Source organism: Flagellimonas onchidii, from assembly GCF_004804315.1.
Lineage (GTDB): Bacteria > Bacteroidota > Bacteroidia > Flavobacteriales > Flavobacteriaceae > Flagellimonas > Flagellimonas onchidii.
This window is the reverse complement of the sequence record NZ_SRXX01000004.1, coordinates 132,332-147,874: the sequence shown is the minus strand read 5'-3', so window position 1 is coordinate 147,874 and position 15,543 is coordinate 132,332. Positions and strand designations below refer to the sequence as shown.

The window sequence follows — 15,543 nt, the reverse complement described above, 5'->3', positions numbered from 1 at the left end:
GTTTTCTGGATTTCGATAGTATAAGTAATCCTATTGCATCAACACGCAGATTTCATAATTACCATTTCTATAAGCTGTGATCAAAATTTTGTTTTGGGAAGGATGCCAGTTAGGGAGAGTTTCCCCGTTTTCATTATTTGTTATTCTTCGTTGGTTAGAACCATTAGCATTCATGATATAAATTTCTGGCCTTGTATTCTCCATGGAGGTTGTATAAACAATCTGGGTATCGTCAGCGGACCATGAGGGGCAAAAGTTATGCTTGTGCCAATAAGTCAATCTTTTTTTGAGACCAGACTTCAGATTGAGACTATAAATTTCGTCATCAATATTATCTGTGTCCATTCTCGAAAAAAACACAATTTCTGATCCATCTTTTGACCATTTAGGGTAAAAGTTTCGTTTGCCGTTATCGATCAGGGTATCCAATATTTTTCCCTTTTTGTTCAATAACACAAGATTACCCTGTTGTTCAGATTCTTGAATGCTTACAGCTATTCTTTTGCCGTTTGGAGAAAATGCTGCGAAGATAGGTTCTCCTTTTATGGAGAGCTGTTTGAACTTTTGTCGCTTTCCAGAATGTATTTTGATAGTATACAGTTCATTGACCCCGTTTTGGTTTGACTCAAACAACACTTTTTTGCCATTGGGGTGCCATGTGGGACGTCTATCATCGGTTGCGTTGTTTGTTAACCTTTCGACGTTTCCTCCTTTGCTGTCCATGAGATAGATTTCCCAATTCCCATCCCTGTTGGATTCAAATACGATTGAATTCCCGTCAGGAGAGTAGGAGGCATATCGGTCGTCAGCAGGGTTGTTGGTAAGGCATTCCTCTTTCCATCCTTCAACTTGACCAGATAGTAGGCATGGTATTAAGAGGATTTGTAAGAATGTCTTTTTGTTCATTTATCTCTTTATTGCCTAAAAAAGATAAGTATAAAATTAGAAGTTAATAGTAAAATTTAAATGTATCTAACAACAACAGGGAACTTAAGTAAGTTCCCTGTTTATCATTAGCTCATAAGAGATGGTGTGGTGTTATTCGTTTTGGTCTTCGATATTAATATTCGGATTGGAACTGATTTCTCCTTCTGGAATCTGGAATTTGAACAGAGGGCCGCCAGGAGCTTCATCAAGAATCCTAGCACTTTCTACGCCAAAGTCCAAATGGTTTCCTCCTGATCGCTGCAAAGGTTTTTTAAGTCTTTTGAGGTCAAGATACCCAAATCCTTCACCCCAAAGTTCGATTCTTCTTTGAAGATATATTTCTTCAACTAAATCGTCTCCTGTATTGGTTGATTTTACATATTCAGGGTCTCTTAAAGATATTAAGTCAAAAAGGATATCTGCAGCACTAGGATTCCCGTCTCTAGCCAAGGCCTCCGCTTCAATCAGCCACATCTCTGAAGCTCTCATGTACAAAAAGTCGCCTTCAAAAAATGTGGGATCTATGAATTTGATATTGGCATAACCTGGTATGTCAGGATAGTCTGCATTACCCTCAATGGGATCAATCCATGCCTGCCTTCTTAAATCGGTTGGGGAGATTTGTTCATATAAACGAGAGTCCATTAGTTTATACCCTCCTAAGTCACCACCATAGCCTACATTGCTACTGTCAAAATGTGAAAAGTATGAGTTATAGAAGCCCGTTAGTTGTGATGTGATTTCAGCTCCCCACATCCATTCTTTGTTGCTGATTTGGTCAAAGCCATCGGTTATCCATTCTTCTCCAGTCATCAAGCCATACCCTTGTTTAGCAGCATTAGCCATGGTAGCCGCTTCTGACCAGTTTCCTGTTTCTAAGTACACTTGAGCCAAAATACCCTGAGCTACTTGCCTGTCAATAGCCTGTTTAGAATCTCTGCTAAACCCATCTAGCAGGGTAATGGCTCTTTCAAGACTGGGAATTATCCAATCGTATACCTCTTTAACTGTTCCTCTTGGTTTTCCATCGAATTCTCTTTTATCTGGAATGGGAATTCCTGGAGAGTTCTCGTTGCCTATGTAAGTGTCGGAATAAACCCTGACCAAGTTAAACAAAGAAAACGCTTTTATCGCCAAAGCTTGTCCAAGTAGAAATTCCTCCTCTTGTGTCAAGCTTTCTTTTTCTTCTAGTCCCAGGATTACAGTGTTGGCATCTGCAATAAGGGTATAGTAGGTTGTCCAAATAATACTGGTTCGATCACTGGTAGCTATTCTTCCATTGAAATTGTAGAAAAAGATGTACCAGTTGAAGTTGTTCAGGACAACGTCATGTCCACACATATCCATCGCACTAAGGATTCCTTTGTGCCCATGGTCAACGTGCCGTGTTGTTCCTCCAATTCCTGTGGTTCTCATGTTTGCATAAATACCACTTACCAAGGCGGCATTCGCATCAGGGGAAGAGGCAACCTGTTCAGCTGAGATTGATCCTGCAGGTTCTGTATCCAAAAAATCTTCGCTACAAGATGTTATGTTGAGGAACAAGGATACTATTACAATGTAATTGATAATTCTTTTCATGATTTCTTTTTTTAGAATTTTACAGTAAGTCCTAAAGAGGTACTGCTTCCTAGTGAGTATTCATTGATAGATAAACCTGTAATACTTAGCCTGGGGTCATAACCCGTCCTTGCTTTTGTCCACAGGGCAACATTGCTAGCGGTAGCATAAATTCTCAAAGATTGTATTCCCAATGGATCAAGAATGCTCTTGCCGAAGTTGTATCCAAAGGTGATATCATTCAAACTAAGATATGAGGCATCCACTAAAAACAAAGTTGAGTTGTTGTTTTGGGTTATGTCTACAGTATCTATTCGCGGTAATGGAGCTGTGGTGTTTTCAGGGGTCCATGTTTGTGTTAGGACATCGGCATGCATATTGCTTCCTGGGGAGGAGGCTGATAGTAATCCTTGGTATACACCATCAAAACCATAACCACCTATTTGGTATGAAAAACCAACATTTAAATCAAAACCTTTGTAATCGAATCTGGTAGAGAAACCACCGAACAAATCTGGAATGGCACTTTTACCTACAAAAAATTGCGTTGCGGTATTTGCATTATCAGTTGTGGTTTCTCCTATAGTTGCATTTGGGTTGGAGTTTAGGTAAGGTGACAAATCCTGAATTACCGTATCGTCGGTATCCAGCTCTCCATTGCCGTTGGCATCATCGAAATACTGTGTCCAAGTGGCGTTACCATTTTCTGCATCGACACCTGCCCATTCTCTTGTGTAATACGCATATCTGGATTCGCCAACTTGCAAGGCTCTTATGCCTCCGTCTCGGATAAACTCATCTGGAAGGCGTGTAATTTCGTTTTTATAGTGCGTGCCATTCAGGCTTAGGCTCCAGTTAAAGCTGTCAGATCGGATAATATCACCAGAAATCTCCACTTCGATTCCATTGTTTTCCATGTCTCCAATGTTTTCCGGAATGGAACCAACACCTTCTGAATCCGCAATAGGATTAAAAAATAATAAATCTTCGACTTCTCTTTTGAAGTATTCAGCATTGATACTTAGTCTGTTACTGAATAAACCCAGTTCAATACCCGCATTGGTATTTGTTGAAGTTTCCCATACTAAGTCAGGATTGCCCAACTGGAAGAAAGTGATTCCAGGCACGTCATCTCCGGCATTGATTACATCAAATTGATCGGCATAGGCATAGTAATTTCTTCTATCTCTGTCACCAGGTGTACGCCTTCTATCGTCTTCATATAAAATGGCATCATTCCCTTGCTGGCCTGTACTAGCTTTTAATCTAAGTGTGTTCATCCATGAAAGGTTATCCATAAAGCCTTCTTTGTGAACAGACCATGCAGCGCCAAGACCATAAAAATTCCCCCATTTATTATCAGGACTAAAAACTGATGTGCCATCTCTTCTAAAACTTGCATTTACAAAATACTTGTCTTTGTAGCTGTAGTTTAATCGTGAGAAATACCCTTCGACATTGTAGTCTTTTTGATATCCAAAAGCTTCTTCAATAGCCACTGCATTATCCAATACTGGAAGTTGGTTTATAACAGTTTGTGTTTTTTGCCCCCCAAGAATCCTGAAGTTGTAATCATAACTTTCATGACCCAGCAGTATTGCCAAAGAATGTGGCCCAAGGTCTCTGTGCCAGTTCAAAAGTTGTTGATTGGTAAAAGTGATTCCTCTATTGGATCTAGCGGTCACCCTACCGTTTACCGATTCGGCACTTCCTCCTTCTGGTGTGTCGTATTGTGTGAAATTGCCTAAAGTAACATCGGCAGATACATTGTAAATGAAATCAAAATACTTCAAGAAACTGAACTTGGCATAAGCTCTGGCAGAAATATTATCATATATATTTTCTTCGGAACCTAAAAGAGTTGTTGCAATGGCGTTAGTATTAGCTACGAAGGAAGGTCGTTGACCAGGTGCCTGATCAGCTGGAGATCCATAATCATATACAGGGTTTCCTGTTTCGTCAAAGATTAAGGAACCATCGGCATTTCTACCAAAAATAGGATAAATTGGTGCCACGTTCCTTACCCAACCGAACAAATTGCTTAAAGTGCCAGAACCTAAACCTTGAATGGGAGAATCTTGGGAGGTATGTGCGTAATTGACATTTCCTCCTACGTTCAGCCAATTGTTTGGGGTGTAATCTGAGGAAAGTCGACCGGTAATCCTCTCAAATCCAGAGTTTATGGCAAACCCTTCATCTTTTAATTGGCCAAGAGATAAAAAGGTTCTGGATTTTTCTGACGAAGCATTTACACTAATATAGTTTTCGATTCTGGAACCTGTCCTGAAGGCAGCATCTTCCCAATCGTCATAATACAATAAATTGGCATTTGGGTTAAGTCTTCCTGTAGCGGGGTCGATTACTTGGTCATCGGGAACATTATAGCTGTTGTAGTTCAGGGAGTAATCACCTCCAGAAATTAATCCCGCGGCCGCTTCGGCCGCTGCATCTTCTTGGGTCGCTCCACTATTGATTAGTGCTAATCTCCATGCATTGAACCATGCTTCGTAATATTGTCCCGGCCCCTCAATTAAATCGTACTGGGGTACGGCTCTTCTATTGAAGCCCGCTTTACTATCGATGGTAATCTCGATTCCTTCCTTTTTACCTTTTTTGGTGGTAATAATTATTACTCCATTTGCTCCTCTGCTACCGTAAAGCGCATTTGCCGAAGCATCTTTCAAGAAGGTCATCGATTCAATGTCTTGAGATGCAATGGAGGTTATTTGGCCGTTAAAAACGTTGCCGTCAACAACATACAATGGTTCACTGGAAGAGTTGATGGACCCAATACCTCTAAAGCGTACCAATGGAGCATCTCCTGGCTGGCCCGTATTGTTTATAATTTGAACACCGGAAACTTTCCCTGACAGTCCTTGGGTAATATTACTAGTCTGGATTTGGGCCAAATCATCTGTCTTAAGCGTTGCAACAGAGCCTGCAATTTCCTCTTTCTTTTGGGTTCCGTAGGCAACGACTATAACCTCCTCAAGGGTTTGTGTATCCTCCTCCATTTGAACGTTGATGATACTGGTAGTACCAACTACTCTTTGGGCATCTTTTTGTCCTATGTAGGAGAAGATTAATGTTTGACCTTGACTTGCACTGATTGTGTAGTTGCCGTCAAAATCGGTTTGAGTGCCATTCGTGGTTCCATCAACGACAATATTGACACCAGGCAACGGGAGCCCGTTTTGGTCGGTAACGGTACCTGAAACATTTTTTTCTTGGGCCAGCGCTGTAGAAAATACGCATGAGAATAGCATTAGCGCCAGCCAAAAGTTTTTTGTAATCATAAATTATGTTTTAAGAGTTAGCAATGCAATCAGTCAAAGCAGGAGGAAAATCTTATTTGTAGGCTAATTCAAATAATCTTCCATGATGTCATGTCGAAAACAAAATCTCAGTAAGAAGAATTAAGATTTAGAGCTCCCACTTTGCAGATTGCATGGCAAAAAAAATGAAAGAAGGGATTGGAGTTGTAAAAGCTTAATAACCTTTACAAGTGTGCCGAAGCATATTAACATTTACACCAAAGTTGATTCCAACATCTGAACATATACGAAAGATAATATTGGTGTCAATCACACTTTGGAGGCTGGCCAGATGCATGGCAATATAACAATTCGGCATACTGCCATTTTGAATGCAAAACAAAATATTGAAACTTACTTAGGCAGCTTTTTTCTCAATAAACTGGGTAGGGGTGATTCGGGTTATCTTCTTAAAGGCTTTGTAAAAGGAAACCCGGTTGTTAAACCCACATTCGTAGGCAATGTCAGAAATTGATTGAGATGCATTGTTGTTTGTAGACAATTTACTTTTTGCATTTTCAATTCGGTAGGCATTTATATAATCGTAGAAATTCACCTTAAAGTTTTCGTTTATGACTTGGGATGCATGGTGTCTTGAGACATCCAATAATTCGGCAATATCATCTAACTTAAGGTTATGTTGTAAATATAATTGTTTGGTGTTCATTAAATATTCCAACTTGGTTTTAAGTTCAAGAGAAAAAGATTTGGAAAGTCCTGTTTTTCCATATTTATCCTTTTTATCCGGTGCTTGTGCGTCAATAGATGTTTGATTATTGTTTCTAAGGTGCTTCCATAGTATCCGAATTATGGCAACACATAGAAATAACGAAGTCCATTGCGAGTAATCCAGAAGGGGGAAATGCTCATTATCCAACTTTAACCAACCGTAAACCAATACAAAAATAATGTTCCCCAATAATGGCAGAAAAAGCAAAAGAAGTTTGTGGGTTAAGGAGCAGGAACTTTTTTTAAAGTAGGATAAAATGTGCTTCCAGAATGACATAGATAAAATCTTTTGGTCTTCTGGAAATGAAAGTGTGAAAAAAGTGCGAATTTATGGTAGGCCAATTGACGGATGCCCCATTTGAATATACGGAATGATGGTTTTATACCCTTTTGACATGAAATATGCCATGTTTTTTTCGTTTCCGACCACCAACATAAAATCACCACCCCAAGCACCAAGACTTTTAATAGTGCCAGGAAAATCTGGAAAGAGATTGTCTTTTATCGGAGGTAACCCCAGTATGTTAGATAGGGTTTCTTCATGCAGGTTTATAAGAGATTCGAATTCGTCCAAGGTTTTTGCCTCCACCATTGTCTTGGTGATTGACGAAACTTTTGAAATTAGAGTTTTTTTATCAAAATGTCGCTTTTGATAGGCAGCAATGGCCTCTTTGCTACTCTTTTTCTGGTTCAGATAGACAAAATAAAGCGAATCTTTAAATTCGGGGTCAAATGCGACTTCCTTTACTTTTGGTTGTTTATCAATTAATTGATAAAGAATGGGAGCATTATGTTTAGCACAAGCGATATCGTATCCGCTCCCTCCGAAGGCCTTCTGTAAAAGTTGATAAGCATTAACTTCTGCCCATTGGGCAATGTTGTTGATCAAGGTTGATGAAGAACCAAGTCCCCAAGCACGTGGAAAACTAAGTTTGGTCGCTACCACATAACCAGTTGGATTTTTCAAGAAGTTTGGATTTTGGGCCTTAGCTTCGGTAAGCAATTGTATTAGGGTAGCGGAGATTGATTTATCTGAACTTGAAATTTCGGCCAGATTGTCCAATGCATAAGTTCCTTCAAACCAAACATGGTCATTTTCATCAAAACTTTTCCAATCCAATAATCCGGATGAAGTTTCGGTCACCTCTAGGGATTGTCCATATTTAGTCGGAATAGCAAGTCCCATAGCTCCGTCTAAAATGGCATACTCTCCGGAGAGTAACAATTTGCCGTTGCTATAGAAGGTCCTTTGCATCACTAGGATTGTAGCTTTTCAAGTGCTTCTTTAACTGAAGCATTTGTCACAGCATGTGTTTTGAAGTATTGTACAAGCTGTTGCTTCTCACTTTCGGTGGCGCCCATTTGATTCAAGAGATTCAACAAGTGCATTTTCATATGCCCTTTTTGGATTCCTGTAGTGACCAATGATCGTACCGCTGCAAAATTTTGTGCCAATCCGGCAACGGCCACTATTTCCATCAATTCTTCAGCAGATGGCTGTTGAAGAATTTCCAAAGCCAATTTAACCAAGGGGTGCAGCGAGGTTAGACCACCTACAGTGCCAAGGGCCAGTGGAACTTCAATCCAAAATGTAAAAACGTCGTTTTCAATTTTCGCATGGGTCAAACTGGAATAGCTGCCATTTCTTGAGGCATAAGCATGTACTCCCGCCTCTATGGCCCTAAAGTCATTTCCCGTGGCCAAAATAACAGCATCAACGCCGTTCATAATTCCTTTGTTATGGGTCACGGCTCTATAAGATTCTACTTTGGCAATTTCTACAGCTCGGGCTAGTTTTTGGGCAAATTCTTTCGGAGGAATACCATCTTCGTTCAAGGCATTAACGGGACAGCTCACTTCGGCCTTTACCAAACAATTGGGAACATAGTTGGAAAGAATGCTCATAACAACCTCAATATCCTTTTCTTCAGAATTGAAACCAGCATATTCAAAAGCTTCCGTCTTTAGGGTAGCGGCGAATTGCTCCAAGCACGAGTTGATAAAGTTTGCCCCCATGGCATCCTTGGTCTCAAAGCCGCAGTGCAACTGATAGTACCCTTCGATTTTATCACTAAGATTTCGCAGTTCGATGTCCTTGATGCCCCCACCTCTTTTTTCCATGCTTTTGGTGATGGAAGCTGTGCTTTTAAAGAAATTTGGTTTGATTTCAGTAAAAAATGCTTGAAGTTTTGAAGAATCTCCATTGAAAATAAAGTGGACCTGCCCTACCTTTTCTGTTCCAATCACCTCAGTTTTAAACCCTCCTCGGTCTAGCCAAAATTTAGCCGCTTTGCTTGCCGCTGCCACTACAGAACTTTCCTCAATAGCCATAGGGATGGCATATAGCTTATCGTTGATTAAAAAATTGGGGGCTATTGCAAAAGGGAGATAATAGTTGGAGACCGTATTCTCTATAAACTCATCATGTACTTTTTGAACTTCCTTATCAGGATTCCAATATTGCTGAAGTAATTGTTTTGTTCGTTCTGGATTGTTCGTGAAATTAGAAGCTATCCAATCAATTTTTTCAGCCTTGGAAAGCTTTGAAAATCCTTCAACGGGAGTGTTCATCTTACTGGGTTAAAGGGCTCAAATATACGGATAATACAGATTTGGCTTTTTCAAGGCCCAATTTTGGTCGGTTCTTGCCACAAATGCAATAACAAAGTTTATTTTTTGAATAAATATTAGTAAACTTGACGGTTTTTAATCAATTTTCAATTTCAATGCAAAAACGGACCCTACTGTTCCTACTTACTTTTGGAGTTTTAACCTTATCTATAGCACAAAAGAAAAAAATCACCCTAGAAGATATTTGGGGAGGCGCATTCAGGACTGAATATATGGACGCGCTAAGATCCATGAAGAATGGAAAACAATATACAGTTCTAAATTTTAACCGTTCGCCAAGGTCTAGCAGCTTGGATAAATACAACTACGAAACTTTGGAAAAAGTAGAGACTATGGTTTCGTCTTCGGGTGATGTACCTTTCTTTACTTCTTACACCTTTAGCAAGGATGAATCTAAAGTATTGTTGGCAACCGAGATTGAAGCTATTTTTAGACATTCACGACTTGGGGTTTATTATGTCTACGATATCAAATCGAAAAAAATAACAAAGGTTTCTGATGATAAAATTCAGGAACCTTTGTTGTCTCCAGACGGTTCTAAAGTCGCTTATGTAAAGGAAAACAACATTTACATTTTTAATATTGGTACTGGGAACACGAAACAAATCACCACTGACGGAAGTAAAGGAACCATTATCAATGGTGTAACCGATTGGGTATATGAAGAGGAATTTGCCTTTGTAAGAGCTTTTGAGTGGAACAGTAATGGAACCAAAATAGGCTTTTTGCGATTTGATGAAACCAATGTACCGCATTTCTCTATGGATGTTTATGGCCAAAACCTATATCCATTTCAATATGAGTTCAAGTACCCTAAAGCGGGTGAAGAAAATGCAAAGGTATCTCTTCACATGTACGATGTGACCTCGGGTAGTATCTCCAATGTGAATTTGGGTGATGCCTATTACATTCCACGTATCAAATGGATGAACAATCCAAATCATTTGAGCGTCCAGACCTTGAACCGCCACCAGAACCACATGAAATTACATTCGGTAGATGCCACAGACAATTCAGTTTCTTTGCTTATGGAGGAGCGGGACGATGCCTATGTGGATGTAACGGATTATTTGACTTTCTTGTCTGATGACAGTTTTATTTGGATTAGCGAGGTAGATGGATTCAACCACATTTACCTTTATGGAAAAGATGGAAAGTTGAAAAATCAAATCACCGAAGGGGAATGGGAAGTAACCGATTATTATGGATATGACTCCAAGACAAAAAAGATTTTTTATCAGTCTACCGAAAATGAATCAATAAACCGAGATGTCTACAGTATTGGAACCAATGGTAAGAAAAAGAAACGGCTGACTCTTAAGGAAGGTACGAACGGAGCTGATTTCAGTACAGATTACACCTATTTTATCAATACATTTTCCAGTGCGACGACTCCTTATGAATTCACCTTGCATAAAGCCTCCGATGGGAAATTGTTGAAGGAAATCAAAAACAATCAAGCTCTTTTGAAAAAGTTGGAAGGTTATGAAATTAGTCCCAAAGAGTTTTCTACGATTAACATCAACGGGAATGATTTAAACATGTATATGATTAAACCGGTTGATTTTGATGAGAACAAAAAGTACCCTCTTTTCATGTACCAATATAGTGGCCCAGGGTCACAGCAGGTGGCAAACCGGTGGTTTGGTTCCAATGATTATTGGCACGAAATGCTAGCTTCGGAAGGATATATTATTGCTTGTGTGGATGGACGTGGAACCGGCTATAAAGGGCGTGATTTTAAAAAGGTCACTTATTTGAATCTTGTGAAATATGAAACGCAAGACCAGATTGCAGCGGCAAAAAAATTAAGCGAGCTTCCTTATATAGACAAAGATAGAACAGGAATCTGGGGTTGGAGCTACGGAGGTCACATGAGTACCAACTCCCTTTTAAAAGGTAATAGAGTTTTTGAAATGGCTATTGCTGTTGCTCCCGTTACATCATGGCGTTTTTATGATACCATTTATACAGAGCGTTTTATGCGTACCCCTCAGGAAAACCCAGGTGGATACGACAACGAGTCGCCGTTTAACTATCCAGAGTTGTTAAAAGGAAAATATTTGTTGGTGCACGGTTCGGGAGATGACAATGTACACGTTCAGAACTCCATGCGGATGATAGAAGCCTTGGTACAGGCCAACAAACCATTTGAATGGGCCATCTATCCGGATAGAAACCATGGAATCTATGGTGGAAATACGAGACTTCATCTATATACCAAGATGACTGATTTTGTAAAGAAAAACTTGTAATCTAACTAACTCATAATATATGTCAGATATTGTAAAACCAGCCAATGAAAAGCAACTTCTGGGCCACCCCCAGGGGCTTTTCTATTTGTTCTTTGCTGAGCTGTGGGAGCGTTTTAGTTTTTACGGAATGCGTGCATTGCTCACGCTATACATGGTCAATGTAATATTCGAGGCTTTGTCAACCAGGGATTATGCCGCTGCCGCAGTGTATGCTTCCTATGGTTCTTTGGTATATGCATCTACGGTAATAGGAGGGAAGATTTCGGACTCCATTCTTGGGATGCGTGCTTCCATCTTTTTGGGAGGAATTTTGATGGCTTTGGGGCATTTTGTACTGGCCATTGAAAATAACATGGCTTTCTTTTTGGCCTTGGCCTTTATTATTGTTGGGAACGGTTTTTTCAAACCTAATATTTCAACCTTTGTTGGAACCTTATACAAAGATGGTGACCCACGAAAAGATTCCGGATTTACCATATTTTATATGGGAATCAACATAGGAGGATTTATCTCTCCCTTGCTTTGCGGTTGGCTAGGTGAAACTTATGGATGGCACTATGGTTTTGGCCTTGCAGGGATTGGCATGTTAACTGGCTTGCTGTTTTTCTGGAGCGGAATCAAAAAGAATGTTTTTGGCGAAGGTGGGAAGCCACCAAGTGTTGAGGTATATGAAAAGAAGGTGATGGGAATCCCACAAAAACATTTGATTCCAATTTTAGCCTTTTTATCAGCACCATTGATTGCATTTTTGCTGCATTCATACAAATCATTGGGCGCAGAGGGAACTGCTTTTGCCGATACAAATATTGTAAACCTGTTATTCTATTTGGTAGGGATAGCGGTGTTGATTTATATGGCAACAATCATGGTTAAATCAACGGCAGATGAACGTAAAAAACTCTTTATGGCCTTGTTGATTACCTTTTTTATGACCATTTTCTGGGGCTTTCACGAACTGCATGGTAGTGTGATTACCTTGTTTGCGGCGAGAAATGTGGATCTGTCCTTGATCAATGCAAGTCAGACCAACGCTTTGAACTCCATGTTCATTGTTATTTTGTCGATTCCCATTTCCATCATGTGGACCTATATGGCCAAAAAGAAAATCAACCCTAGAACTCCCTACAAGTTTGGGATGGGGCTGGTGTTGGCAGGTTTGGCCTTCTATGTGGTGTCCTTGAGTGGTGGTAGTGCCGATGAAAATGGAATGGTTCCGTTCTCATATTTGCTCTGGTTGTATTTTATTATTTCCGTGGGAGAACTTTTTATGTCTCCGGTGGGACTTTCTAAAATAACCGATTTATCACCCAAACGTATTGTAGCTTTTATGATGGGAGTTTGGTTCCTATCTTCTGCCTATGCCTTCCAGATAGTTGGATTCATCTCCAAACAGTTGGCTATTGAAAGTACAGACAGCAATGTTGGTGGATTGGAGACTTTGAATGTCTACTTGGACGGTTTCCGATTGATTGCCATTTATGCCTTAGTGGCTGGTGCGGTGGTATTACTGTTTGGGCCTTTAATGAAACGCTTGATGGGCAACGTACACTAATTAATCCAAATCAAAAACATAAAATCCCTTTTCATTGGTATCATGAAAAGGGATTTCTTTTTTAAGGCAGGTTTGTTTCCACTGCTCAACATAACTTTTATAATTGCTTCCATCGGCCAATATCAATTTGGGTTTTATGGAATCAATCAAACGTTCCAGATTAATTTTCGGGGATTGGGTCAGCAATAGAAAATCCACATGTTTTTTGGGAGGATAAATGGCAAGGCTATCCATAATATATAAATGTCTATTGTTGATGTAGAAGCCATGAGTTAATGGATAATCTAAAATTTGGTCTATGCCTTCAGCTACTGCAAAATCCTTTGCAATGCGATTAGTTTTGATGTTGTCTGCTGTATAAAGATTCAAAGTATCTGCCTTTTGATAAAGCAATAAAGTATTTCGGTTTTTGTGGGCTACGATTAAAACTTCTTGTTGTTTCAGTTGAGATTGCTTCCAAATCCCCCAAGCTTGTAATACAATAATGGACAACATAAGCACTAAGGTGTTTTTCCATTTTGGCTTGGAAAGAAAAAGTGCCCCGCCAATTATGGTAACATACATGAACAGTAACTGAAAGACATCAAATGGGATGTCACGAATTACAAAATCTTCCTGTTTTGCAATCCAAGAAATCACCGTGTTCATGGTCTTTATGATGAAATTGTAACTATCGACCAAAAAATTGGGTAATAAATCTATCAGAGACAAAACAATTATCAAAATACCTTTCCCTAAGATGATGCCAAGAAAAGGAATGACAATAAGGTTGGAGATAAAAAAGAGTGCCGGAAATTGATGAAAGTAAAACAAGCTGATGGGTAATACACCCAGTTGGGCAGCCACACTTACAGAAAGTAATTGCCAAGCTTTACGAATAAAGATGTTGTTGGGGAACCAAAATCGTTGAAGCTTTGGATAAATCCAAACAATTGAAAATACTGCCGCATAGCTCATTTGAAAACCAACCTGAAACAAAAACAACGGCTTAACCAATAAAATGAAAAACATGGAAAGCGCCACGATATTGAATGAATTGGTCGGTCGATTCAAATACATGGCATAAGCTACAAAGTTGAACATGGTGACGGCCCTGACAATAGAAGGGGATAGTCCGGCGATGAAAGCGTAGCCCCAAAGCAATAGCACAACGCCGATTAGTTTTAAGGTCTTACCTTTAGGTAATCGTTCTAAAGGGGATAGGATAAATTGGAAAAGCAGCAATAAGATTCCAACATGAAGCCCTGAAACTGCAAGAATATGAATGGCTCCAGCATCTTTGTAATCATTATAAGTATCATTTGAAATATCCTCGCGTTGCCCCAATAACAATGCTTGGATTACGCCTAATTCTTCTTCTCCAAAACCCCTGCTTTTTAAACTTGAAATGATTTTTGTCCGCAGGGCAGAAGCTATTCCAAGTAAAGTTCTATCCGGATTTTTCTTGAGTAAGATTTGTTCAAAAGCCACCCTTATTTGATGATGGATTCCCTGTTTGCCTAAAAAAGCCTTATAATTAAATTGATGAGGATTTAGGGGAGGTTTAACAACTTCTGAAGGTGCGTTCACAAATAGTTCGTCATCAACCTTCAATCGCACGGAAATAGAATCATTGGGAATACTTATTAGTATTTTTCCGCAAGACTCAGTTTTTTCAAAAGAAAGAATTTGCGCAATATACCGCTGATTGTACGGATTGGATTTAAGAACTTCCGTGATTTTGATTTCCCAGAGTTTAGAACCTTTTAAGTCATTTAGTAAATAGTTGTTGGATAGTCGGAGCTGCACAACAAAAGTTCCCAACAATACAGAAATCAAGATTGTGGTCAATTCAAAATATAGAAAACCTTTTCGAGCTTGCTTTTTGTTGGACCAATATAAAAAGGGGAGCAGCCCAATAATGGCAAAAAAGGATATATGGGGATTTATTTCAAGATAAAATCCCAAAATAATCCCGACCACCAGACACAAGGTCAGTCGTATGGAAACAAAATCAAAAAATCGCACTATAAAATACGCATTGCCTTTACAAAAGCATGGTTCCAATATCCCTCCCGTAAGGAAGAGACAATTACACCCCTAGAGGTTGTAGAGTGTATAAATTTTATGTTGGATCCTTTTACATCGACAACCAGCCCCACATGGTTAATACGCTTTCCACGTTTGCTGGTCTTAAAGTAAAGGAGATCGCCTTTTTGTACTTGAGTAAGCTTTATTCGTTTCCCTTTTTCTGCCATTTGATAAGAAACCCTGGGAAAAAGAATATCGTTTTCTTTTAACGAAACAAAAATAAGGCCCGAACAATCCATGCCCTTTTTTGTGGTGCCGCCATATTTATATCGGGTTCCACTATATTTTAACGCAGTGGAAACAATGACTTTTGCTTTGGTATTCTTTCTTTTCTCTTTTTTGGATTCCTTTGGCGGAGCCACTTCCTCAGCAGAACCTTCTACCGATACGATTATAGGTTTGGGCTTGCTCTTGCTATACGTTCTTTTTTTTGAACCGCAGCTTGCGACTAATAGTAGGCTAAGAAAATAAAGGACTTTTTTTAACATCCAAGAATAAATTTTAC

10 protein-coding genes are annotated in these 15,543 nt (G+C 39.4%); 2 read left to right on the top strand and 8 right to left on the bottom strand.

The window, feature by feature from the left end; genetic code table 11:
• Positions 1 to 30: 30 nt before the first annotated feature.
• The 6 genes from E4661_RS05900 to E4661_RS05875 form a co-directional block, all read right to left on the bottom strand.
• On the bottom strand, positions 31 to 906 hold the full coding sequence (locus tag E4661_RS05900) for a DPP IV N-terminal domain-containing protein (protein ID WP_136465905.1): 876 nt from the start codon (positions 904 to 906) through the stop codon (positions 31 to 33).
• A 132-nt stretch (positions 907 to 1,038) separates the two neighbouring features.
• Positions 1,039 to 2,508 (bottom strand): RagB/SusD family nutrient uptake outer membrane protein, encoded by a 1,470-nt coding sequence (locus E4661_RS05895; protein ID WP_136465904.1) that lies wholly within the window; start codon positions 2,506 to 2,508, stop codon positions 1,039 to 1,041.
• A gap of 11 nt (positions 2,509 to 2,519) precedes the next feature.
• The gene (locus E4661_RS05890; RefSeq protein ID WP_136465903.1) at positions 2,520 to 5,783 is read right to left on the bottom strand and encodes a SusC/RagA family TonB-linked outer membrane protein; all 3,264 of its coding nucleotides are present in this window, start codon (positions 5,781 to 5,783) and stop codon (positions 2,520 to 2,522) included.
• Between the two features lie 376 nt (positions 5,784 to 6,159).
• Positions 6,160 to 6,807: a helix-turn-helix domain-containing protein gene (locus E4661_RS05885; protein WP_136465902.1), complete on the bottom strand. Its 648-nt coding sequence runs from the start codon at positions 6,805 to 6,807 to the stop codon at positions 6,160 to 6,162.
• 51 nt (positions 6,808 to 6,858) lie between these two features.
• Complete coding sequence (locus E4661_RS05880; protein ID WP_136465901.1) at positions 6,859 to 7,785, bottom strand: GYDIA family GHMP kinase; 927 nt, start codon at positions 7,783 to 7,785, stop codon at positions 6,859 to 6,861.
• A 2-nt stretch (positions 7,786 to 7,787) separates the two neighbouring features.
• A complete protein-coding gene (locus E4661_RS05875; RefSeq protein WP_136465900.1) occupies positions 7,788 to 9,101 on the bottom strand; it encodes a hydroxymethylglutaryl-CoA reductase, degradative in 1,314 nt (437 codons plus the stop codon).
• Positions 9,102 to 9,256: 155 nt separating this feature from the next.
• Between E4661_RS05875 and E4661_RS05870 the strand changes: the two genes are divergently transcribed.
• Complete coding sequence (locus E4661_RS05870) at positions 9,257 to 11,416, top strand: S9 family peptidase (protein ID WP_136465899.1); 2,160 nt, start codon at positions 9,257 to 9,259, stop codon at positions 11,414 to 11,416.
• 19 nt (positions 11,417 to 11,435) lie between these two features.
• On the top strand, positions 11,436 to 12,968 hold the full coding sequence (locus tag E4661_RS05865) for a peptide MFS transporter (protein ID WP_136465898.1): 1,533 nt from the start codon (positions 11,436 to 11,438) through the stop codon (positions 12,966 to 12,968).
• Here the strand turns inward: E4661_RS05865 and E4661_RS05860 are convergent, their stop codons facing one another.
• Entirely contained in the window at positions 12,969 to 14,975 is a 2,007-nt protein-coding gene (locus tag E4661_RS05860) for a ComEC/Rec2 family competence protein (protein ID WP_136465897.1), read from the bottom strand.
• Entirely contained in the window at positions 14,975 to 15,526 is a 552-nt protein-coding gene (locus E4661_RS05855) for a C40 family peptidase (RefSeq protein ID WP_136465896.1), read from the bottom strand. Before E4661_RS05855 ends, E4661_RS05860 begins: the two co-directional genes overlap by 1 nt.
• Positions 15,527 to 15,543 lie beyond the last annotated feature (17 nt).

Bases quoted from the DNA above. Each gene is read 5' to 3' on its own strand.
- E4661_RS05895 (WP_136465904.1), bottom strand. From the start codon at position 2,508: ATGAAAAGAATTATCAATTACATTGTAATAGTATCCTTGTTCCTCAAC.
- E4661_RS05885 (WP_136465902.1), bottom strand. From the start codon at position 6,807: ATGTCATTCTGGAAGCACATTTTATCCTACTTTAAAAAAAGTTCCTGC.
- E4661_RS05880 (WP_136465901.1), bottom strand. From the start codon at position 7,785: ATGCAAAGGACCTTCTATAGCAACGGCAAATTGTTACTCTCCGGAGAG.
- E4661_RS05870 (WP_136465899.1), top strand. From the start codon at position 9,257: ATGCAAAAACGGACCCTACTGTTCCTACTTACTTTTGGAGTTTTAACC.
- E4661_RS05890 (WP_136465903.1), bottom strand. From the start codon at position 5,783: ATGATTACAAAAAACTTTTGGCTGGCGCTAATGCTATTCTCATGCGTA.
- E4661_RS05900 (WP_136465905.1), bottom strand. From the start codon at position 906: ATGAACAAAAAGACATTCTTACAAATCCTCTTAATACCATGCCTACTA.
- E4661_RS05875 (WP_136465900.1), bottom strand. From the start codon at position 9,101: ATGAACACTCCCGTTGAAGGATTTTCAAAGCTTTCCAAGGCTGAAAAA.
- E4661_RS05855 (WP_136465896.1), bottom strand. From the start codon at position 15,526: ATGTTAAAAAAAGTCCTTTATTTTCTTAGCCTACTATTAGTCGCAAGC.
- E4661_RS05865 (WP_136465898.1), top strand. From the start codon at position 11,436: ATGTCAGATATTGTAAAACCAGCCAATGAAAAGCAACTTCTGGGCCAC.